We start from the raw sequence: 20,607 nt of genomic DNA on the forward strand, positions 1-20,607 counted from the left end.
TGCTCAGCTCAGTTCCTTGAAGAAGCCGACCATCTTCAATCCGCCGATGATGAAGCGCACGACGACGAGCGCGCCAAAGGCATAGACCCACGTCCACTGCTGCGGCGTCAGTACGTCGAAGTTGAAGTCGAGCCGCGCGAACCAGGTCAGGAAGACCGTCGTTGCGAGCAGGAACAGTTTGTTCTGTTCGCGCCAGATCATCCGCTTCCACCAGAAGGGATATTTGGGCTTCACCCAGCCGTGGAGGCGCGGGAGGAGGGCGGGGACGTCCTTTGCCCATTCGGCATGTGCGGCGCCGAACTTTTCGCGCAGGAACTCTTCCTCATAGATCGAGATGCGTTCGTAGATCAGGATTGCGAGCAGAAAGACGATTGCGCCGAACACCCAGCTTCCCGACAGCATCGCGAGGCCGGTGAAATTGAGGATGCGGCCGACATAGAGCGGGTTGCGCACCAGGCTGTACGGCCCCGTCGTGTTGAGCTCGCTTGCTTCGGCGGCGACCTTGGCGCGGCCCGAGGTGCCGAGCGCGGCCCAACCGCTGGTGAAAACGCGGACGATCGCGCCGGCGCTGGCGACGCCGAGCGACAGCCAGAACCAAGCGCAGTCGCCGAAAGCGGTTTGGAACGGACCCCAGTCCTTCGAACACCAGGCGATCAGCACCGAGATGGCGATGGTGATGTAGATATAGGTGCCGCGAACGAAAAAGAGCCGCTTGCCGCTGCGGGCGAGTTCTTGCTGGTACATGGATATTCCGCCTGTTGGCCGCAGGTGCGGCAATTATGTGGCGTCCCCTCTAACCGTTTTTGCGGCCAAAATAAGACCGAAAGTTACACGAGCCGCAGCTTGCGCGCCGTCTTGCCCAGCGAGGCGCGGTCGGCGTGGGGCAGGGCGAAACGCAGCGACGACCAGATCGCGGCGGCCGCGATGACGACGATCAGCGGCAGCGCGACCGGATCGGGCAGCCGGCTGACGACCAGCGCGAGCCCGCCCGCGGCGAGGGTGATGAACAGACCGCGCAGCGCAACCGTCGGGAATTGATGATCGAAGGGATGGAGCCGCTCCGCCGTGGCGAGCTGGACCATCGGGATGCCGGCCATCACGACAAGGCCGATCGACATGGCGAGCGTGACGCCGGTGAGCTCGTCCATATGGCCGACGATCAGCCAGCCCGAAGCGAGCGCGACGATTACGCCGAAGATCGCGGCGGTGAGCTGATGGCGGAAGGCGGCGACGACCTGGAGCACGGGCATCGAGATGCCGAGCACCGCTTCCAGCGCGCGCGCGAACAGCAGGATGACGACGGCGCCCTGCGCAACATCGGCCTGATGCCCGAACAGGCTGAGCAGCGACGAACTGCCCGCCGCCAGCACCGCCGCGAGCGGAAGCGCGATCGCCGCGATCAGCCGCGTCGCATAGGCATAGATGTCGGCGACCTGCGCGCGGTCCTCGCGCTCGGCGCTGGCTGCCAGTGGCGCCATGACATAGACGAAAGCGATGCGGACGAGTTGGACGACGCTGGAGAGCTTGCGCGCGATCGTGAACAGCGCCGATGCGCTCGCGCCCGCGGCACCGGGCAGCAGCAAGTTGAGGATCAGCGCCGGCGCATCGCCGAACAGCCGCGCGATGATGTTCGACGGCAGGATCGACAGCCCGGCCCAGAAGGTGTTGCGCGCGGTTTCGGTCACCAGCGGCCCGCGTCCAAGATCGGCAAAGCTGTAGTAACGGCGGAGCAGGCGGACGCAGAGGATCGCGGTGATCGCGAGCGAGCAGAGATGCGCAATGAACAGTCCCTTGAGCCCGAGCCCGCCGGCGAAGAATAGCCCGGCGAACACCAGCCGCATAATCTGTTCCCAGACGATGCGCAGGCGGATTTCGGCACCGAACACCATGCGGGCGCGCATCGCCGAGGTCGCGATTTCGACGAAGGCCCAGAGCGGCAGCGCCCAGACGAAGAGCTGAATCGCCGGGGTGACGAGCGCCCGGTCCTTTTCGGCGACATTGAGCAGTGGGGCCAAGTCGGCGGCGAAGACCGCGATCAACGCGGCGACGAGCAGGCATGGTCCGACGCCGAAGATCATCGCGGTGCGTAACGCCGCCGCAGCCTCGGCGTCGCTCGCCGACTGGGGGACGGTGCGCTGCATCGCGCTCGTCATCCCGGTGTCGAAGATATTCTCGAGCAGGTTGATCGTCGCCCACAGCACCGCATAGAGGCCGTAGCCCGCGAGCCCGAACATCAGGACATAGAGCGGCTGCGCGACGATCTCGACCACCGCGCCCAGCCGCGCGAGGATCGTCGTGCCGAGCCCGCGCGCGACGCTGCGGCTGGTAACGGCGGGCTGGGCGGCGGCGTCTTCGCTCATCCTTGCGCCCCTAGCGGCTTGCTATCATGGCTACCAGCGGCTTTCGCGCTTTTGCGCCATCCACCCCTTGCCGACTCCCTCAATCGGGTCTAGTCGGACCGCGATTGCATAGGGGAAACCGCGATATGGCCGAATTCCGTCTGCCCAAGAACAGCCGCCCGCAAAAGGGTGGCAAGGTCCACAAGGCCGAAGGTGCGGCCGCGGTCAAGACGTTCAAAGTCTATCGCTACGATCCCGACAGTGGCCAGAATCCGCGCTTCGACACCTTCGAGATCGACACCGAAAAATGCGGCCCGATGGTGCTCGACGCGCTCATCAAGATGAAGAGCGAGCAGGACAGCACGCTGACCTTCCGCCGTTCGTGCCGCGAAGGCATTTGCGGTAGCTGTTCGATGAACATGAACGGCAAGAACGGCCTCGCCTGCACCACCGCGATCGAGGATCTGAAGGGCGACATCACGATCACCCCGCTGCCGGCGATGGACGTGATCAAGGATCTCGTCCCCGACTTCACCCATTTTTATGCGCAATATGCCTCGATCGAGCCGTGGCTGAAGACCAAGACGACGACGCCGAGCGGCAAGGAGCGGCTGCAGTCGCCCGAGGAGCGCGAAAAGCTCGACGGTCTCTATGAGTGCATCCTCTGCGCCTGCTGCTCGACGAGCTGTCCGAGCTATTGGTGGAACAGCGACAAGTTCCTTGGTCCGGCGATCCTGCTTCAGGCGTATCGCTGGCTCGCCGACAGCCGCGACGAGATGACCGGCGAGCGGCTCGACGAGCTGGAAGACCCCTTCCGCCTCTATCGCTGCCACACGATCATGAACTGCTCGAACGCCTGCCCCAAGGGGCTGAGCCCGGCGCGCGCGATCGCCGAGATCAAGAAGCTGGAAGCCGAGCGACAGGTCTGATGCGTTTCGGGCTGCCAGCGCTGGTCGCGCTGGCGCTCACCGGGTGCGCGTCATCGCAAACCATCGAAACGGTCCCGCCGCCGCGTGCCTATGCGCATGGCATCGGCGGCGCGACCTTCCTGATCGGCGGCAGTTTCGCCCCCGGCCGCTCGCCCGACGGCAACAGCCTGATCCTCCATGGTCCCGAGGGGGCGTTCGTGATCGACAGCGGCCGCCACGCCGAGCATCTCGCGCTGATCAAACAGGGTTTGAGCGGGATCGGCATGACGCCCGTCGCGATCGTCAACACCCATTGGCATCTCGATCATGTCAGCGGCAATCCGGCGCTGAAGGCGGCGTTCCCGGGCATCAAGATCTATGGCACGTCGGCGATCGACGGGGCGTTGACGGGTTTCCTTGCGACAAGCGCCGAATCCTCGCGCAAGGCGCTGGCAGAAGGCGCCGTCCCGGCGAGCGCGGTTGCGGATGTCGAGGGCGACCTTGCGACCATCGCGCGCGGTGCGGAACTGCGGCCCGACGTCGTCATCGACGAGACGCGCGACGTGGCGATCGCCGGCCGGCCGCTGTCGCTGCGCGTCGCGCACCATGCGGTGACGGAGCGCGACCTCTGGATCTATGACGCCGCCGAGAAGCGCGCGATCGTCGGCGACCTCGTGACCGTCCCCGTGCCCTTCCTCGACACGGCGTGCCCCGAAGGCTGGATGAAGGCGCTCGACGAAGTGGCGGCGTCCGGCGCCGAGCAGATCGTTCCCGGGCACGGCCCGATCATGTCGCTCGCGGATTTCGCGCGCTGGAAGCATGCCTTCGTCGATTTTATCGCTTGCGCGAAAGGGACGGGCGCGCTTGAGGCTTGTTCGGCGGGCTGGCTCGCCGGCGCCGCCCGATGGGCCGACGACAACCGCCCGCGAACGAAGGCGATGGCGGATTATTACGGCGAGCTGGTGCGCTCGGGCAAACTGGATGGATATTGCAAGGCATGAATGACGGGATAGAGGAACCGAAGCGCCGCGACAATTTCAGCGCCGAGGAACTGGCGGACGGATGGGTGAGCTGGAACCTCAAGGACCCGAGCCGTTTCAACGCCTTTATCGAACCTTTGTCGGTGCGCGCCGAGCCCGACACGTCCGACGGCCGCCCGCAGGCCCGCGTCCGCATGATCCCCGAACGCAAGCACAGCAATCTTGGCGATAATGTCCATGGCGCGGTAACGCTGGCGCTCGTCGACATCGCGCTGTTCGCGGCGTCGCACCAGTTCGGTTCGTTGAATGCGGGCCATTCGGTGACGCTCGACCTGTCGACCCAGTTCGTCGGCGCGGGCAGGCTGGGCGAACCGCTCGATGCCGTCGTCGAGCTGGTGCGCGAAACCGGCCGGCTCATCTTCCTGCGCGGGCTTGTCGTGCAGGGGGCAAGGGACGAGCATATCGTGCTGACCTTTGCGGGCACCATTCGCAAGGCGAGCAAGGATCGCGGCTGATGTCGGTGCTCGCCGAATATGACGCGCTGGTCGCCGCGGGCGAACTCAGGCCTGATCCCGAACAGCGCGCCGCCGCGGAACGGCTGAACCGGCTTCAGACCGAACTCGAAGCGTCGCCGCCGCGCGGCAGTCTGCTGTGGCGCCTGACCGGCCGCAAGCCCGAGGCTCCGCGCGGGGTCTATCTGTGGGGCTCGGTCGGGCGCGGCAAGTCGATGCTGATGGACCTGTTTTACGAAGCGCTGCATATCCAGCGCAAGAAGCGCGTCCATTTCCACGCCTTCATGCTCGACGTCCATGCCCGGATGCGCGAGGTACGCAAAAGCGAGAGCGGCGACCCGATTCCGCTCGTCGCCGACGCGCTGGTCGAAAATACTCGCTGCCTCGCCTTCGACGAGATGGTGGTGAACAACAGCGCCGACGCGATGATCCTGTCACGCCTGTTCACCGCTCTGATCGAGCGCGGGGTGACCGTGGTCGCGACCTCGAACCGGCCGCCGAAGGATCTCTACAAGGACGGGCTGAACCGCGAGCATTTTCTGCCGTTCATCGCGCTGGTCGAGGAGCGGCTGGATGTGATGGGCCTCAACGGTCCGACCGACTATCGCCGCGACCGGCTCGGCGACGGGGCGCGGTGGTTCGTACCCGCCGACGACGCAGCGAGTGCGGCGCTCTCGGCTGCGTTCTTCCGCCTCACCGACTATCCGCTCGAAGATCGCTCCAAGGTGCCGACGCTCGACCTCGACGTCGGCGGCGGACGGACGCTGCACGTTCCGAAAGCGCTGAAGGGGGTGGCGGTCTTCTCGTTCAAGCGGCTGTGCGGCGAGGCGCGGGGGGCGTCCGATTATCTTGCGGTCGCGCGGCACTTCCACACCGTGATTATCGTCGGCATCCCGCGCATGGGGCCCGAGAATCGCAACGAGGCGGCGCGCTTCGTGACGCTGATCGACGCGCTTTACGAATACAAGGTCAAGCTGCTGGCGAGTGCGGCGGCGATGCCCGACGACCTGTATGTTGCGGGCGACGGGGCATTCGAATTCGAGCGCACGGCGAGCCGATTGTCGGAGATGCAGTCCGACGACTATCTGGCGCTAGGCCACGGCCAAGAGGATGCCGCCTAATATCTTGCCCCAGCGCGACGAGTTGAGCGTCACGGAGACGACATCGCGAACATAGCGGACTTCATGTGCGAGATGCCCGACGCCCTGTTCGATTTTCCGGCGCAGCGTGCGCAGCGGTTTGGGCGCCGCGACGCCGATTTGCCTCGGCCGCGGGGGCGGGGCGGGCAGCGTTGCGAAGCCGCCGCTTGCCACCCGCGCGTCGTTCGCAACAGCGCGGCAGAGCGCCTCCATGCGGGCGATAGCAAGATGGTTGGCGACCTCGCGGTCGCGGCTGAGCAATTCGAAGCTGTGGCTGAACGCCGAAAACTGGATCGCGCCGCTTGCCGCGCTATGGTCAAGCGCGTCGCGCATCTCCTGTTCGGACATCGCGCAAAGCTGGGCGGGACGGAAACTGTTCGCGCGATCCATCAACCCGCTGACCGGGACTTCGACGACGCCCAAATGTTCGCGCATGCCAAGATTGCCGGCGTCGAGCGAAATGGCGCAGCCGTGGCCGAGATAGGCGCCGTTGAAGCTGCTGTCGAAACGAAAGCCCAGCGCCGCGAGCGCGCGCAGCGTGTCGTCGTTGGCGCCGAAATTGCCGGCGCGAAACGCGGTCGGGCGCGGCGCCCCCGCGCCGACCAATATATCGCGGGCAAAGCCGATCAGCTTTTTCTGGGCCGCCAGCGGAAAATCGCCGATATTGCGCCCGGTGAGGTGCCCGGCCGGGTTGAACGTCGCAAATTTCAGCCACTCGGTGTGGATATGAAGCTGTACCTCGTGGCCGCGGCGGACGATCGGCTGGACGATCGCGTCGATGATTTCGGGGCCGTAAACCAGCGCGGGCATCGGATCGACGAAATAGACCCCGGTCAGGCCATGCCGATCGAGCATGTCCATCTGGAAATGGATCCCGAAATCGCCGTCGCGGCAGCGGCCGAGGATCGAGCTTTCGAAATTGGCACGCGCATCGGCACCCCGTTGATAGAGGCGCGCCGACAATTCGGTGTCGAAGCTGATGATGGCCCGTGTCATCCCGGCCAATTTAGCCCGGGGGCGGTGTAGGGACGGTTAATCCGAAGCTGGGGCGATGCCGGGCCCGCCGGTCAGAAGCGGAAACTGACATCCACCCCGGCCCCCTTGGTGTCGCCCCACGGAAAGATCTGCACCCGTTCGTTCGCCTTGCTGGTGATGAGATGCCCGGTCGCCGTCCCGATCGCTGCGCCGACGAGCACGTCGCCGACGCGGTGCCGCCGCGCCTCGACGCGCGATAGCCCGACGAAGGAGGCGACGACATAGGCGGGGAGCCCCGCTTCCCAGCCATGGCGGTTGTGCAGCGTCGCGGCGGCGGCAAAGCTCGTCGAGGTGTGCCCCGAGGGAAAGCTCTTGTTATCGCTGCCGTCGGGGCGGCGCGAAGGGAAGGCTTCCTTCATCCCCTGCGTAATCAGCATCGTGCCGCCGATGCTGCCGCCGGCCTGCAACACGCCCTCCCAGTCGCCTTCGACAGCCGGTACCGCGAAGGCGGCGACGACGAGTGCATTTTTGGCGATCGTACCTGCGTCGTCCCAACCGTTCTCGCTGGCGCTGACCGGCGCAGCGAGGGCGAGCGACATCGTGATCGCGAGGACGGGAACAAAGCGCGGCGAGATTTGTTTCATGCGCAGCGAGCTTATGCCGCTGTCATGCAAAGGCAAGGAAAAGCCGTCAGGCTGTCCCGAAACCTTCCGGCCGACCGGCGCCGATAACATCCGGAAGCCGCTCTAATGGCATTGCGAACTATTATCAAAAAAAGGCGGAATTTCGTCCTTTTCGCAGTTGTTTCCTTATGGGAATCGGCGTAGGGGCGTCGCCAGTCTTGGGACCGGCATGGCGCTTTAGCCCGTGCGCCGACCGGTCTGTGAACCAAATGCCGGGCTTGCCAGGAAGGGAGTGCCGCGCGCCATGGGACGCAAGAAGATCGCTTTGATCGGAGCCGGGAATATCGGCGGAACGCTGGCGTTGCTCGCCGCGCAGAAGGAACTGGGCGACGTCGTCCTGTTCGACGTCGTCGAAGGCGTGCCGCAGGGCAAGGCGCTCGACCTGTCGCAGGTCGGCCCGATCGCGGGCTTCGACGCGAAGATCACCGGCACCAACGATTACAAGGATATCGCGGGCGCCGACGTCATCATCGTCACCGCCGGTGTCGCCCGCAAGCCGGGCATGAGCCGCGACGATCTGCTCGGCATCAACCTCAAGGTCATGAAGGCCGTCGGTGAAGGCATCAAGGCCAACGCCCCCGACGCGTTCGTCATCTGCATCACCAACCCGCTCGACGCCATGGTCTGGGCATTGCGCGAATTCTCGGGCCTGCCGCACAACAAGGTCGTCGGCATGGCCGGCGTGCTCGACTCGGCGCGCTTCAGCCACTTCATCGCCGACGAATTCGACGTGTCGGTGAAGGATGTGAACACCTTCGTGCTCGGCGGCCATGGCGACACGATGGTTCCCGTCGTGCGTTACTCGACCGTCAACGGCATCCCCGTTCCCGACCTCGTCAAGATGGGCCTGTCGTCGCAGGACAAGATCGACGCGATCGTCAAGCGCACCCGCGGCGGCGGCGGCGAGATCGTCGCACTGCTCGGCACCGGTTCGGCTTTCTACGCCCCCGCAGCCTCGGGCATCGCGATGGCCGAAGCCTATCTGGGCGACCAGAAGCGCATCCTGCCCTGCGCCGCTTTTGTCGACGGCCAGTATGGCCTCGACGGCCTTTATGTGGGCGTGCCGGTGCTGATCGGTGCCGGCGGCGTCGAGAAGATCGTCGAGATCGAACTCGACGATGCCGACAAGGCCGGCCTGCAGGTCTCGGTCGATGCGGTCAAGGAACTGCTCGACGCGTGCAAGGGTCTGGATTCGTCGCTGGCTTAAGCCGGATATGGTCGCCATCCTCTTCCTGCTTCTCCCCCTGCCGTTTTTGCTGCTGGGGTATTTCGGGAAATGGAAGGTGACGGCGGCGATCATCGGGTTGCTGGGCTTGTGGCTGGTATACATCTTATACCTCCATTGGACTGGCGACCCGAACGATCCATCGTTGAATGAATATGGCGCCCAGATTTTCCCTTATTTCCTGGGCGTGCTGATCGCAGGAATGTCTTTGGCCCACGGTATCGGTTGGAGCGTTCGCTATTTGAAGACTCGGTTCGATGATAATCGCGCTAGGTCAAAACTCGGAGAGACTTTCGAATGAGCATCCTCATCGACAAGAATACCAAGGTCATCACCCAGGGGATGACCGGTGCCACCGGCACCTTCCACACCGAACAGGCGCTGGCCTATGGCACGCAGATGGTCGGCGGCGTGACGCCGGGCAAGGGCGGCACGACGCATATCGGCCTGCCGATGTTCAACACCGTCGAGGAAGCGAAGCATGCGACGGGCGCGACAGCGTCGGTCATCTATGTGCCGCCGCCGTTCGCCGCGGATTCGATCCTCGAGGCGATCGATGCCGAGATCGAACTGATCGTTGCGATCACCGAAGGCATTCCGGTGCTCGACATGGTCAAGGTGAAGCGCGCGCTGTCGGGTTCGAAGTCGCGCCTGATCGGCCCGAACTGCCCCGGCGTGCTGACCCCCGACGAATGCAAGATCGGCATCATGCCGGGTAACATCTTCAAGAAGGGCAGCGTCGGCGTCGTCTCGCGCTCGGGCACGCTGACCTATGAAGCGGTGTTCCAGACCTCGAACGTCGGCCTCGGCCAAACGACTGCGGTCGGCATCGGCGGCGATCCGGTCAATGGCACCAACTTCATCGACGTCCTCGAACTCTTCCTGGCCGACGAAGCGACCAAGTCGATCATCATGATCGGCGAAATCGGCGGCGACGCCGAGGAGCAGGCTGCCCAGTTCCTGATCGACGAAGCCAAGCGCGGCCGCAAGAAGCCGATGGCGGGCTTCATCGCGGGCCGCACCGCGCCTCCGGGCCGCCGCATGGGCCATGCCGGCGCGATCGTGTCGGGCGGCAAGGGCGACGCCGAAAGCAAGATCGCAGCGATGGAAGCCGCCGGCATCAAGGTGTCGGCGAGCCCGTCGGAACTCGGCACGACGCTCGCCGAAGTGCTCAAGGAACGCGTCTGAGCCAAGCGGCCCGCCGGCAGGCTTTGCCGGCGGGCCTCCGCTCCCCATATATGATGACAACCCTTTCCTCCCCGTGGAAAAGCAGATGAACCTCGAACGACAAAGCTTCGACATCGACGAGCCGCAGGCCGGCCCGAGCTGGGCGCCGAAGAACTGGCCCAGCATCGACAGCGACGATCTGACCGCCGCGCTCGATCCGCAGCAGATGCAGGTCGCGGTGAAGGCTGCGGCCGCGAAGGCGGGCGCCCCGCTGTCGAACGCCGAAGTCGAACGCGCTGCCGACGATTCGATCCGCGCGATGATGCTGATCCGCACCTACCGCGTGCGCGGGCATCTGGCCGCCAACCTCGATCCGCTGGGGCTCAGCCAGCGCGAACTGCCCGCCGACCTCACCCCCGAATATCATGGGTTCGCCGGCGCCGATCAGGATCGTCCGATCTGGATCGGCGGCACGCTCGGCCTCGAAAAGGCGACGATCCGGGAGATCGTGGCGATCCTGCGCGCCAATTATTGCGGCAATGTCGGCCTCGAATATATGCATATCGCCGATATCGAGGAGCGCCAGTTCCTGCAGGAGCGGATGGAAGGCGCCGACAAGATCATCGAATTTTCGGTCGAGGGCAAACGCGCCATCCTGAACAAGGTGATCGAGGCCGAGGAGTGGGAGAAATTCCTCGCGCGCAAATATGTCGGCACCAAGCGCTTCGGCCTCGATGGCGGTGAATCGATGATCCCGGCGATGGAATCGATCATCAAATATGGCGGCCAGTACGGCGTCAAAGAGATCGTCTATGGCATGGCGCATCGCGGGCGGCTCAACATGCTCGCCAATGTGCTCGCCAAGCCGTATCAGGTGATCTTCCACGAATTTTCGGGCGGCAGCGCCAACCCCGACGATGTCGGCGGATCGGGCGACGTCAAATATCACCTCGGCACCTCGACGGACCGCGAGTTCGACGGCATTTCGGTGCATATGTCGCTGGTTCCGAACCCCTCGCATCTCGAGGCGGTCGATCCGGTCGTGCTCGGCAAGGTGCGGGCGCAGCAGGTGGCGCGCGGCGACCTGACCGAACATGCGCAGGTGCTGCCGGTGCTGATCCACGGCGACGCGGCGTTTGCGGGGCAGGGGATCGTCTGGGAATGCCTCGGTTTCTCGGGTATCCGCGGCTACAATACCGGCGGCTGCATCCACTTCATCGTCAACAACCAGATCGGCTTCACGACCAGCCCGCAGTTCGCGCGCTCGTCGCCCTATCCGTCGGACGTCGCGAAGGGCGTGATGGCGCCGATCCTGCACGTCAACGGCGACGATCCCGAGGCGGTGACCTTCGCCTGCAAGCTGGCGATCGATTTCCGCCAGCGCTTCAAGCGCGACGTCGTGATCGACATGTGGTGCTATCGCCGCTTCGGCCATAACGAGGGCGACGAGCCTTCGTTCACCCAGCCGCTGATGTACGCCAGCATCCGCCAGCACCCCCCGGTGTCGCAGCTTTGCGCAGCGAAGCTCGAAGGCGAGGGCGTGATCGACGCCGGCTGGGCCGACGCGCACCGCGCCGAGTTTGTGGCGCGGCTGGAAGGCGATTTCGAGGCGGCGAAAAGCTACAAGCCGAACAAGGCCGACTGGTTCGCCGGGCGTTGGTCGGGGCTGCACTCGCCGGCCGATCCCGAGAATGCGCGCCGCAATATCGCGACCGGCGTGTCGGACAAATTGTTCGATTCGATCGGCCGCACGCTGACGACGATCCCCGGCGACCTCGAGGTGCACAAGACGCTGCGCCGCGTCATCGACGCGCGGGCGGCGATGTTCGCCGACAAGAGCGATGATGAAGTCTTCGACTGGGCGACCGCCGAAAGCCTCGCCTTCGGGACCTTGCTCAGCGAGGGTTATCAGGTCCGCCTGTCGGGTCAGGATTCGGGGCGCGGCACCTTCAGCCAGCGTCACGCCGTCTGGGTCGACCAGAAGGACGAGCATAAATATATCCCGCTGACCACCGTACCGCACGGCCGTTTCGAGGTGCTCGACAGCCCGCTCTCCGAATATGGCGTGCTTGGCTTCGAATATGGCTATGCGATGGCCGATCCGAAGAGCCTCGTGCTCTGGGAAGCGCAGTTCGGCGATTTTGCCAACGGCGCGCAGATCATGATCGACCAGTTCATCGCGTCGGGCGAAGCCAAGTGGCTGCGCGCCAACGGGCTCGTGCTGTTGCTGCCGCACGGTTATGAAGGGCAGGGCCCCGAACATAGCTCGGCGCGTCTCGAGCGCTTCCTGCAACTGTGCGCGGGCGACAATATCCAGGTGTGCAATATTTCGACCCCGTCGAACTATTTCCACGTCCTGCGCCGCCAGATGCTGCGTCCGTTCCGCAAGCCGCTGATCATCATGACGCCGAAGTCGCTGCTGCGTCACAAGCTGGCGGTGTCGCAGCGTTCGGATTTCATCGGCGAAGCACATTTCCGTCGCATCATGTCCGACCGCACGCCGCCCGAGGACAAGGCGATCAAGCGGGTCGTGCTCTGTTCGGGCAAGGTCGGTTACGACCTGATGGAAGCCCGCGACGCCGCGGGGCTGACCGACACGACGGTGATCCGCATCGAGCAACTCTATCCCTTCCCGGGCGAGCCGCTCGCGATCCGGCTGAAGCGCATGCCGAACCTCGAAGAGGCGGTGTGGGCGCAGGAAGAGCCGCGCAACAATGGCAGCTGGTTCTTCGTCAACGAACTGATCGAGGACGCACTGACCGAGGCGGGGCACAAGGGCATGCGTCCGCGTTATGCCGGGCGCGCTGCCGCTGCGTCGCCCGCGACGGGCCTGATGAGCCGCCACCAGACCGAACAGTCGGCGCTCGTCGCCGATGCGCTCGGCCTTTCGGTTCGTGCCGAAATCCGCCGCGCCAAGAACAAAGCCTGAGCCAAGCTTAAGCCCTAAGGAACTGCATTCATGAGCACCGAAGTCAAAGTCCCCACGCTGGGCGAAAGTGTCACCGAAGCGACGATCGGCGAATGGCTGAAACAGCCGGGCGAGGCGGTCGCGGTCGACGAACCGATCGCCAGCCTTGAAACCGACAAGGTCGCGGTCGAAGTGCCGTCGCCGGTCGCCGGCGTGATGGGGCAGCAGGTCGCGGCGGTCGGCGATACCGTCAATGTCGGCGCAGTGATCGCGACGATCGAGGCGGGCGCGGGCAAGGCCGCGGCGCCTGCCGCCGCACCCGCCGCCGCGAAGGCAGAGGCGGCGGCGCCCGCCCCGGCAGCCACGGCGGCCCCGGCCGAGGATGGCGTCGACACCGTCACGACGATGTCGCCCGCGGTGCGCCGCCTCGTGCTGGAGCATGGCGTCGACCCGACGAAGATCAAGGGCAGCGGCAAGGACGGCCGCCTGACCAAGGAAGATGTGCTCGCCGCCGCCAATGCGGCCCCCGAAGCTGCACCGGCCCCCGCTGCGACGGTCGCCGCCGCTCCCGCAGCCAGCGGCGCGCCGGGTCGCCGCGAGGAGCGCGTGAAGATGACGCGCATGCGCCAGACGATCGCCAAGCGGCTGAAGTCGGCGCAGGACACCGCCGCGATGCTGACGACGTTCAACGACGTCGACATGTCGGCGGTGATCGCGACGCGCGACAAATATCGCGAAAGCTTCGAGAAGAAGCATGGCGTCCGGCTTGGCTTCATGAGCTTCTTCACCAAGGCGGTCGCGCTTGCGGCGCACGATATTCCTGCAGTCAACGCACGCATCGACGGCGACGAGATCGTCTATCACGACTATCTCGATGTCTCGGTCGCGGTCAGTGCGCCCAACGGGCTCGTCGTGCCGGTCGTCCGCAATGCCGACAGCCTGTCGTTCGCCGACATCGAAAAGGCGATCGCCGACCTCGGCAAGCGCGCCAAGGAAGGCACGTTGACGATGGAGGACATGACTGGCGGCACCTTCACCATCTCGAACGGCGGCGTGTTCGGCGGCCTGATGTCGACCCCGATCATCAACCCGCCCCAGTCGGCCGTGCTCGGCCTCCACCGCATCGAGGACCGGCCGGTGGTGCGGAACGGCGAGATCGTGATCCGTCCGATGATGTATATCGCGATGAGCTATGACCACCGCCTGATCGACGGGCGCGAGGCGGTGACCTTTTTGAAGACGATCAAGGAAGCGATCGAAGACCCGACGCGGCTGCTGATCGATTTATAAAAGGCGTGTGCTCCTGCGAACGCAGGAGCCTAGGGTGGAATGGGCCTTCATCCCGTTCCCGGCTTTGGAGAAGTGAATGAACAAACCCGGATATCTCTAGTTGATGGCTAGTGGCCGCAATGGGACGACATATCTGGGTGTAACGAACGATCTTCTGAAACGGGTTTGGTAGCACCGCAACGAAGTGACCGATAGTTTCAGCAAGAAATATGGCTGTACACGGCTGGTCTGGTACGAGGCGTTCGACGATATCCAGCAAGCGCGATTGCGCGAACTGCAAATGAAAAAGTGGAAGCGGGCATGGAAGATGGAGCTGATCGAGCGTAGCAATCCGCAATGGCGTGATCTGTTCGAAACGCTGGTTTGACCAAGCCCTGGGTTCCTGCGTGCGCAGGAACACAAATGGAGTGAGTTATGTCCGATTACGACTACGACGTCCTTGTCATCGGTGCCGGCCCCGGCGGCTATGTCGCGGCGATCCGCGCGGCGCAACTGGGCCTCAAGACCGCGTGCGCCGAAGGACGCGAAACGCTCGGCGGCACCTGCCTTAACGTCGGCTGCATCCCGTCGAAGGCGATGCTGCACGCGTCGGAATATTTCGAAGCCGCCGCGGGCGGCGCGATGGCGGCGATGGGCATCAAGGTGAAGCCCGAACTCGACCTCGGCACCATGCACGGCCAGCGCAAGGATGCGGTAAAGGGCCTGACCGGCGGCATCGAGTTTTTGTTCAAGAAGAACAAGGTCGACTGGCTGAAGGGCTATGCGCAGTTCATCTCGAAAGACAGCGTCGAGGTTGCGGGCAAGACCTATCGCGCCAAGAATATTATCATCGCCACAGGGTCGTCGGTGACCCCACTTCCGGGCGTCGAGGTCGATAACGACAAGCAGATCATCGTCGATTCGACCGGCGCGCTCGAACTGGCGAAGGTGCCGGGGCATATGGTCGTGATCGGCGGCGGCGTGATCGGGCTCGAACTCGGCAGCGTGTGGCGCCGCCTTGGCGCGAAGGTCACCGTCGTCGAGTATCTCGACCAGATCCTGCCCGGCATGGACGGCGACGTTCGTAAGGAAGCGAACAAGATTTTCAAGAAGCAGGGCATCGAGTTCAGGCTGAAGACCAAGGTCACCGGCGCGGCGATCAAGGGCAAGAAGGCCGTCTTGACGCTCGAACCCGCTGCCGGCGGCGAAGCCGAAACGCTCGAGGCCGATGTCGTGCTGGTATCGATCGGGCGCAAGCCGAACACCGACGGGCTCGCGCTCGACAAGGCAGGGCTGCAAGTCAACCAGCGTGGCCAGATCGAAACCGATCATGATTTCAGCACGCAGGTCCCCGGCATCTGGGCGATCGGCGACGTCATTCCCGGCCCGATGCTCGCGCACAAGGCCGAGGATGAAGGCATCGCCTGTGCCGAAAATATCGCCGGCCAGACGGGCATCGTAAACCACGACGTCATCCCGTCGGTCGTCTACACCTGGCCCGAAATCGCCGGCGTCGGCCTGACCGAAGAGCAGGCGAAGGAAAAGGGTGAGGTCAAGGTCGGCAAATTCCCGATGCTCGCGAACAGCCGCGCCAAGACCAACCACGAGCCCGACGGCTTCGTGAAGGTGATCGCCGATGCCAAGACCGACCGTGTGCTCGGCGTCTGGTGTATCGCGAGCGTGGCCGGGACGATGATCGCGCAGGCGGCGCAGGCCATGGAATTCGGCGCGACGTCGGAGGACATCGCCTATACCTGCCACGCCCATCCGACGCACAGCGAGGCAATCAAGGAAGCCGCGATGGCGGTGACGGGCAAGCCAATCCACGTCTGACGCGATGCCCGCGCCGCGTCATCGCACGATGCCGTGCGCGCCGGTCTGGCTCGCGGCAGCGGCGCTGGTCGCGGCGGTCACGAGCGGGCTTCTCTTCTTCCACGTTGGCGGTGCTCCGGCCGCCTATCTGCCGCTCAATGCCGCGTCGCTGCTTCTGGCGTTGATTGCCATGTTCGCTGTCCCCGCCGGGCGCCTGGGCGGTCAGGGCGCAGCGTGGGTCGTTGCGCTGTCCCTCGCCGGAATGGTGGCGACACTGGTCAGCGGTTTCGATCTCGACGGCGTTCGCCGCTGGCTGCCGCTGGGCCCGGTCCGGCTTCACACTGCGATGCTGCTTTTGCCGGCGATGATCGCCGCTTTGCCGCATCTGGCGGTTCGCTGGCAGCTGGCGGCGGTGGCTGTGGCGGCCACGGTCGCCGTGCTCCAGCCCGACGCCGCTTCCGCACTGGCCCTCGGCATCGGCTTCGTCGCTTCGCACTGGCAGCGCCGGCGCGCGCCGTCGATTGCCGCGGGGCACGCGGTGGTGGCGACCGGCATCATCGCGAGCGCCTTTCGTGCCGATCCTCTGGCGCCCGTTCGCTTTGTCGAAAATGCCGTCGCCGATGGCTGGGCCCTGCATCCGGGCATCGGTATTCTGATCCTTGCGGCGTTGCTTTTCGCGATCGGCGCGCCCGCCCTGATGAGAAGATCGCATCGCGATAGCGCGCTGGGCGTCGCGGGCGTCTGGACCGGCTTCGCGGCGGCGTCGCTGATCGGGCCTTATCCAACCCCGCTCGCGGGTTATGGCGCGGCGGCGATTCTGGGCTATGGTCTGGCGATGGCGGTGCTGCGCGGCTTGCCCGTGCGTGATTGGCCGCACGGTAATGGCACCGGCCGGTCCGGGGAAGATGATTGACGAGCGATACCATCATCCGCCTGCTCGACCTTTCCGGTATCGCGGTCTTCGCGCTGTCGGGCGCGTTGATGGCGGTGCGACTGCGCCAGACGCTGGTGACCGCGAGTTTTTTCGCGCTCGTCACCGGCGTCGGCGGCGGTAGCGTTCGTGACCTTCTCATCGGGGCGCCGGTCTTCTGGGTGCAGGACGGCGCGATCGCGGCGGTGTGCATCGCCATCGCGCTGATCGTGTGGGTAACGCCCGAACGCTGGTGGCCGGGGCAATTGCTCGAATGGGCCGATGCCGTGGGGCTGGCTGCCTATGCCGTTTTCGGGACGGCGAAGGCTTTGGCCTGGGGCGTGCCGCCCTTTCCGGCGCTGATGATGGGGGTAATCACCGGCTGCGTCGGCGGCACGATCCGCGACATCCTTGCCGGCGTGCCGTCGATCATCATGCGCCCCGAAGTGTATGTTACCGCTGCGGCGCTCGCATCGGGCCTGTTCCTGCTCCTGCAATGGCTGGGGACCGGAACGCCGGTAGCCGCCGTCGCGGGAGCGGTCGCCGGCTTTGTCCTGCGCGGCGCCGCGATTCACTGGTCGCTCGCGCTTCCCGCATATCGAGGCCCCAAAAGCTAGGCCGCGCGCCGGGCTTGCCAAATCGCGAATCTGTGGCAGGTTTGGCTTGTGAACATCGGTGTCAGCACCTTCCATCGCGGAGATTCCATGACGACAGAGCAGGCGACGGCCAACGGCATCAGCATCACCTATGAGGACAAGGGGCCCCGCGAGGCGCCGGTGATCCTGCTGGTGATGGGGCTCGGCGGGCAGTTGACCCTGTGGCCGGACGAGTTCGTCGAGGCGCTGAACGCGCATGGCTTCCGCACCATCCGCTACGACAATCGCGATGTCGGCCTGTCGACGCGCTTCGACGCAGCGGGCGTTCCGAACCTCAAATGGATGTTCGTGAAAGCAGCGATCGGCCTGCCGGTGCGTCCCGCATACACGCTCGCCGACATGGCGGCCGACGGCATGGCGCTGCTCGACCATCTCGGCGTCCAGCGTGCGCATGTCGTCGGGGCGTCGATGGGGGGCATGATTTCGCAGCATATCGCCGCGCGCTATCCGGACCGCGTCCTGTCGCTGACCTCGATCATGTCGACCACCGGCAACCGCCGCCTGCCGCGCGCGAACAAGGAGGCGATGCAGGTCCTCGCGAACCGGCCGATGAGCGGCGACAAGGAGGATCTGATCGCCTATTCGGTGCGCGCCGCGCGGGTGATCGGCAGCCCCGGCTATCCGGCGACCGAAGAGCGGCTGCAGCGCCGGGTGCGGAGCGATTTCGAGCGCGGCTGGTACCCGCAGGGCGTCGCGCGGCAGATGGCGGCGATCGTCTCCGACGGCGACCGGCGCGCGATGCTGAAGGATGTCAAGGCACCGACACTGGTCATCCACGGCGAGGCCGACCCGCTGGTGCCGATCGCCGGCGGCCGCGACACGGCGGAGAATATCGCGGGCGCGCGGCTGTTGACGATCCCGGGAATGGGACATGATCTGCCGCTGGCGCTGGTCGATACGCTCGCCGACGCGGTTGCGGAGCACGCGAAGGAAACGGCCAGCGTTGCGGCGTAGAATCTCCCCTCCCGCAGGCGGGGGGGGGGGGGGGCCAGCAGCGTTGCAATCTGCCCACCCCGCTGCGGCTAGCGAACAAGTTCGCAAGCCTCGCTGCCCCTCCCGTTTACGGGAGGAGAAAAGTTAACGGAGCAAGAGCGCCAGCGTTCCCAGCCAGCCCTTCGCTTCGGCCTTTCCAGTCAGCGGGACGGCCGGCAGATAGGCGCGGCAATCGAGGCACGACGCCTGGATCGATCCGGCCTGCGTCAGCAACGACAGGTCTTGCAGCAACCGCCGTTCGGCGAGCTGGCGGTTCATCGCCGCGATGCCGAACCAGCCGCGCGGCGCCGCCGCCGCGGGCTCCTCGACTCCCGCCCAGCTCGCCAGCATTTTCGAGAATTCGCTCGGCTCGTCCTCGAAATATTTGGCGTGATATTCGCCGTCGATCTTGGCGAGCTTCGCCGCCGCGGCCAGCGCATCGGGCAGGCCGCCGAACTGGTCGATCAGGCCGATCTGGCGCGCCGTGCCGCCCGCCCAGACGCGGCCCTCGGCGATCGCCTGGATCTTTTCGAGCGGCTGCTTGCGGCTCTTGGCGACGAGCCCGGTGAAGCGCGCATAGACATCCTCGACGCTGGCCTGCGCCATCGCGTTGAATTCGTCGCTGACGCCGCCGAGAATGTCGGGCTGGCCCGACAGCGGCGTCGTCTGGATGCCGTCGGTGGTAACGCCGACCTTGGCGAGCGTCTGTTCGAAGCTCGGCAGGATGCCGAACACGCCGATCGATCCGGTGATCGTCTCGGGCTCGGCAAAGATGCGGTCGGCGGGGGTCGCGACCCAATAGCCGCCCGAGGCCGCGACATTGGCCATCGATACGACGATCGGCAGCTTTTTCGCCTTTGCGGCGAGCGTCGCCTGGCGGATCTGTTCGGACGCGAGCACCGAGCCGCCCGGCGAATCGACGCGCAAAACGATCGCCTTTACACTGCTGTCGGCGGTTGCATCGAGGATATGCTGCGCGACGGTCTCGCCGCCCGCCGTCCCGTTCGCCGCCTCGCCGTCGACGATTTCGCCGACCACGGGGACGACCGCGATGCGGCTGCCATTTTCCTGCGGCGGATTGGCGGCGACCCAGTTTTCGAGCGGGATCGCGTTGAACGTCCATGGCTGGCTGTCGTCCGGCGCACCGCTGATCTCGGCGACGCGGCTGTCGAAAGCCATGCGACCGCCGACCTTGTCGATCAGCCCGGCGTCGAGTGAGGCCTTGCTGAGATCATTGCCCGCCGCGCGGATCGCGCCGGCAGTGTCGGCGATAAAGGGGTCGATCTTCGCCTTGGGCCGCGCCTTCTTGACGTCGCTCAGCCAGTTTTCCCAGAGGGCGCCGGCATAGGCGAGGTCCGCCTCCTTCGCTTCGGGCGACTGGTCGGCGCGGAGATAGGGTTCGACTGCGCTTTTGAAGGTGCCGACGCGGTAGATGTGCGCGGTGACGCCTAGCCGGTCCATCAGCCCCTTGTAGTAGAGGCGCGATCCGCCGGGGCCGGCGATGGCGACGCCGCCTATGCCGTCGGCCCAGATCTCGCTGGCGTGCGCCGCGACCTGATAGCTGTCGGTCGTATAGGCGGTGGCATAGGCGAGCACCGGCTTGTTCTTCGCGCGCACCTTGTCGATCGCGCTGCCGATTTCGGCGAGCGACACCTGCCCACCGCCGAGGAAACGGTCGAGGTCGAGCACGACCGAGGTCACGCGCTTGTCGTCGGCGGCGGTTTCGAGCGCGTGGACGACGTCGCGGACGCGGATTTCCTTGAGGTCGTTACCGCCCGACAGCGCCGCGAGCGGGTCGATCTCGGCCGGCTGTTCGGTGACGATACCGTCGAGGTCGATGACCAGCGCGCCCTGGCTGACCGGGAGGCCGGCGTTGGGGCGGCCGGCGAGCAGGCCGAACAGCAAGGCGAAGAACATGAGCAGGAACACCAGCGCGAGCCCGTCCTTCAACGCGACGAGCAGGTGCCACACCTTGCGCGGAAAGCTGGTCGTGCCTTTCGGCTTATCCTCGCCCGGCAGCGGTCGGCGGACGGGGATGGCCCAGGGGCCTGCGGGATTAGCGGTATCGGGAGAGCTGTCGGTCATGCGGGTAAATCTAGGGAGGCGGCCCGCCCTTGGCAATGCACGCTTCGACGGGCGGCACACCCGGCTC

At 65.4% G+C, this 20,607-nt stretch carries 18 protein-coding genes and 1 pseudogene; 14 read left to right on the top strand and 5 right to left on the bottom strand.

From position 1 onward, the window contains the following. Window positions 1-3: 3 nt before the first annotated feature. Both AN936_RS01275 and AN936_RS01280 read right to left on the bottom strand, forming a co-directional pair. The gene (locus AN936_RS01275; protein ID WP_054586559.1) at window positions 4-744 is read right to left on the bottom strand and encodes a methyltransferase family protein; all 741 of its coding nucleotides are present in this window, start codon (window positions 742-744) and stop codon (window positions 4-6) included. Between the two features lie 83 nt (window positions 745-827). Continuing rightward, window positions 828-2,360, bottom strand: coding sequence for a lipopolysaccharide biosynthesis protein (locus AN936_RS01280; RefSeq protein WP_054586560.1), 1,533 nt, complete (start codon window positions 2,358-2,360; stop codon window positions 828-830). 125 nt (window positions 2,361-2,485) lie between these two features. On the opposite strand from AN936_RS01280, the gene AN936_RS01285 reads away from it, so the two are divergent. The 4 genes from AN936_RS01285 to zapE are packed head-to-tail and all read left to right on the top strand — an operon-like array spanning window position 2,486 to window position 5,860. After that, on the top strand, window positions 2,486-3,268 hold the full coding sequence (locus AN936_RS01285) for a succinate dehydrogenase iron-sulfur subunit (RefSeq protein ID WP_054586561.1): 783 nt from the start codon (window positions 2,486-2,488) through the stop codon (window positions 3,266-3,268). Continuing rightward, window positions 3,268-4,248: an MBL fold metallo-hydrolase gene (locus tag AN936_RS01290; protein WP_054586562.1), complete on the top strand. Its 981-nt coding sequence runs from the start codon at window positions 3,268-3,270 to the stop codon at window positions 4,246-4,248. The genes AN936_RS01285 and AN936_RS01290 overlap by 1 nt, the downstream gene beginning before the upstream one ends. Continuing rightward, complete coding sequence (locus AN936_RS01295; protein WP_054586563.1) at window positions 4,245-4,742, top strand: PaaI family thioesterase; 498 nt, start codon at window positions 4,245-4,247, stop codon at window positions 4,740-4,742. Before AN936_RS01290 ends, AN936_RS01295 begins: the two co-directional genes overlap by 4 nt. Beyond that, on the top strand, window positions 4,739-5,860 hold the full coding sequence (gene zapE / locus AN936_RS01300; RefSeq protein WP_054586564.1) for a cell division protein ZapE: 1,122 nt from the start codon (window positions 4,739-4,741) through the stop codon (window positions 5,858-5,860). The genes AN936_RS01295 and zapE overlap by 4 nt, the downstream gene beginning before the upstream one ends. Here the strand turns inward: zapE and AN936_RS01305 are convergent. Both AN936_RS01305 and AN936_RS01310 read right to left on the bottom strand, forming a co-directional pair. After that, window positions 5,831-6,874 (bottom strand): polysaccharide deacetylase family protein, encoded by a 1,044-nt coding sequence (locus tag AN936_RS01305; RefSeq protein WP_054586565.1) that lies wholly within the window; start codon window positions 6,872-6,874, stop codon window positions 5,831-5,833. The genes zapE and AN936_RS01305 overlap by 30 nt on opposite strands. 71 nt (window positions 6,875-6,945) lie before the next feature. Next, window positions 6,946-7,497 carry a phosphatase PAP2 family protein gene (locus AN936_RS01310; protein ID WP_054586566.1) on the bottom strand — a complete coding sequence of 184 codons (552 nt, stop codon included), beginning with the start codon at window positions 7,495-7,497 and terminating at the stop codon, window positions 6,946-6,948. 283 nt (window positions 7,498-7,780) lie between these two features. On the opposite strand from AN936_RS01310, the gene mdh reads away from it, so the two are divergent. From mdh to AN936_RS01360, 10 genes and pseudogenes are all read left to right on the top strand, one after another. Next, complete coding sequence (gene mdh, locus AN936_RS01315; protein ID WP_054586567.1) at window positions 7,781-8,743, top strand: malate dehydrogenase; 963 nt, start codon at window positions 7,781-7,783, stop codon at window positions 8,741-8,743. Window positions 8,744-8,750: 7 nt separating this feature from the next. Next, entirely contained in the window at window positions 8,751-9,062 is a 312-nt protein-coding gene (locus AN936_RS01320; RefSeq protein ID WP_054586568.1) for a hypothetical protein, read from the top strand. Continuing rightward, window positions 9,059-9,949 (top strand): succinate--CoA ligase subunit alpha, encoded by an 891-nt coding sequence (sucD, locus tag AN936_RS01325; protein ID WP_054586569.1) that lies wholly within the window; start codon window positions 9,059-9,061, stop codon window positions 9,947-9,949. The genes AN936_RS01320 and sucD overlap by 4 nt, the downstream gene beginning before the upstream one ends. An 85-nt stretch (window positions 9,950-10,034) precedes the next feature. Next, the gene (locus AN936_RS01330; RefSeq protein ID WP_054586570.1) at window positions 10,035-12,857 is read left to right on the top strand and encodes a 2-oxoglutarate dehydrogenase E1 component; all 2,823 of its coding nucleotides are present in this window, start codon (window positions 10,035-10,037) and stop codon (window positions 12,855-12,857) included. Between the two features lie 30 nt (window positions 12,858-12,887). Further along, window positions 12,888-14,126, top strand: coding sequence for a 2-oxoglutarate dehydrogenase complex dihydrolipoyllysine-residue succinyltransferase (odhB, locus tag AN936_RS01335; RefSeq protein WP_054586571.1), 1,239 nt, complete (start codon window positions 12,888-12,890; stop codon window positions 14,124-14,126). A 103-nt stretch (window positions 14,127-14,229) separates the two neighbouring features. Further along, window positions 14,230-14,493 (top strand): annotated as a pseudogene (locus tag AN936_RS01340) (GIY-YIG nuclease family protein). Between the two features lie 47 nt (window positions 14,494-14,540). After that, window positions 14,541-15,938, top strand: coding sequence for a dihydrolipoyl dehydrogenase (gene lpdA, locus AN936_RS01345; RefSeq protein WP_054586572.1), 1,398 nt, complete (start codon window positions 14,541-14,543; stop codon window positions 15,936-15,938). A gap of 4 nt (window positions 15,939-15,942) precedes the next feature. Beyond that, a complete protein-coding gene (locus AN936_RS01350) occupies window positions 15,943-16,830 on the top strand; it encodes a hypothetical protein (protein WP_054586573.1) in 888 nt (295 codons plus the stop codon). Continuing rightward, a complete protein-coding gene (locus AN936_RS01355; protein WP_054586574.1) occupies window positions 16,827-17,444 on the top strand; it encodes a trimeric intracellular cation channel family protein in 618 nt (205 codons plus the stop codon). Before AN936_RS01350 ends, AN936_RS01355 begins: the two co-directional genes overlap by 4 nt. Window positions 17,445-17,531: 87 nt before the next feature. Beyond that, window positions 17,532-18,437 carry an alpha/beta fold hydrolase gene (locus AN936_RS01360; RefSeq protein ID WP_054586575.1) on the top strand — a complete coding sequence of 302 codons (906 nt, stop codon included), beginning with the start codon at window positions 17,532-17,534 and terminating at the stop codon, window positions 18,435-18,437. Window positions 18,438-18,560: 123 nt separating this feature from the next. Here the strand turns inward: AN936_RS01360 and sppA are convergent, their stop codons facing one another. After that, window positions 18,561-20,540 carry a signal peptide peptidase SppA gene (gene sppA, locus AN936_RS01365; RefSeq protein WP_084758097.1) on the bottom strand — a complete coding sequence of 660 codons (1,980 nt, stop codon included), beginning with the start codon at window positions 20,538-20,540 and terminating at the stop codon, window positions 18,561-18,563. Window positions 20,541-20,607: the final 67 nt, after the last annotated feature.

This window comes from Sphingopyxis macrogoltabida, assembly GCF_001307295.1.
Taxonomy (GTDB): Bacteria; Pseudomonadota; Alphaproteobacteria; order Sphingomonadales; family Sphingomonadaceae; genus Sphingopyxis; species Sphingopyxis macrogoltabida_B.